Origin of the sequence: Blautia sp. MSK.18.38, assembly GCF_024460535.1 — a bacterium.
Lineage (GTDB): Bacteria > Bacillota > Clostridia > Lachnospirales > Lachnospiraceae > Blautia_A > Blautia_A fusiformis.
Window position 1 is genome coordinate 1 of sequence record NZ_JANFYP010000086.1, and the last position, 640, is coordinate 640.

The window sequence follows — 640 nt, forward strand, 5'->3', positions numbered from 1 at the left end:
CTGGTGCAGTGGATTATATCACGAAACCTTTTTCGATTAGTGCTTTGCAGCGAAAAATCAAAGCCATGTTCGCTATGTTGGAGCATCACAAACCAGCTAAGGATATTTACGAGGATGGTAGCTTGTTTCTGGATTTTTCGGAACAATTTGCAAGTTTGAACGGGAAACCATTAGCACTTTCTGCGATGGAATATAAAATGTTGAACCTATTTCTTAAAAATCCGAAGCAGGTACTTACTCGCCAACAATTTTTAGAAAAACTGTGGGATGTTGATGAAAAATATGTAGATGAACATACCCTTACTACTTCTATCAGCCGTATTCGCAGTAAGATTGAAGCGGATGGCGACACATATATCAAAACGGTTTATGGTATGGGGTATCAATGGACAGGAGGCGAAAAGAAATGAATCTGAATAACCTTTCTGCTAAGAAAATTTGTAGACTGGTTAGTGCTGGCATGGTTTTCTCTATGCTGGTAATTACCGGTATTTTCGGCGGTATAATGCAGGATATACGAATTTTTATAGTGGGTGGAACATTGACACTCTGTGCGTTTTTCTGGATTTGGCTATTGGTGCTGATTTTTGGAAAACGCCTTTCTCATTTTACTTCTAATTTGTGCCGGACGCTGGACAAC

Annotated in this window: 1 protein-coding gene and 1 pseudogene; both read left to right on the top strand. The window is 39.4% G+C overall.

The window, feature by feature from the left end:
• Nucleotides 1-410: response regulator transcription factor (locus NE638_RS18520; protein WP_173746875.1), on the top strand; the 410-nt coding region annotated here is incomplete at its 5' end.
• Nucleotides 407-640 (top strand): annotated as a pseudogene (locus tag NE638_RS18525) (sensor histidine kinase); the annotation flags it as partial. The gene NE638_RS18520 and the pseudogene NE638_RS18525, both read left to right, overlap by 4 nt.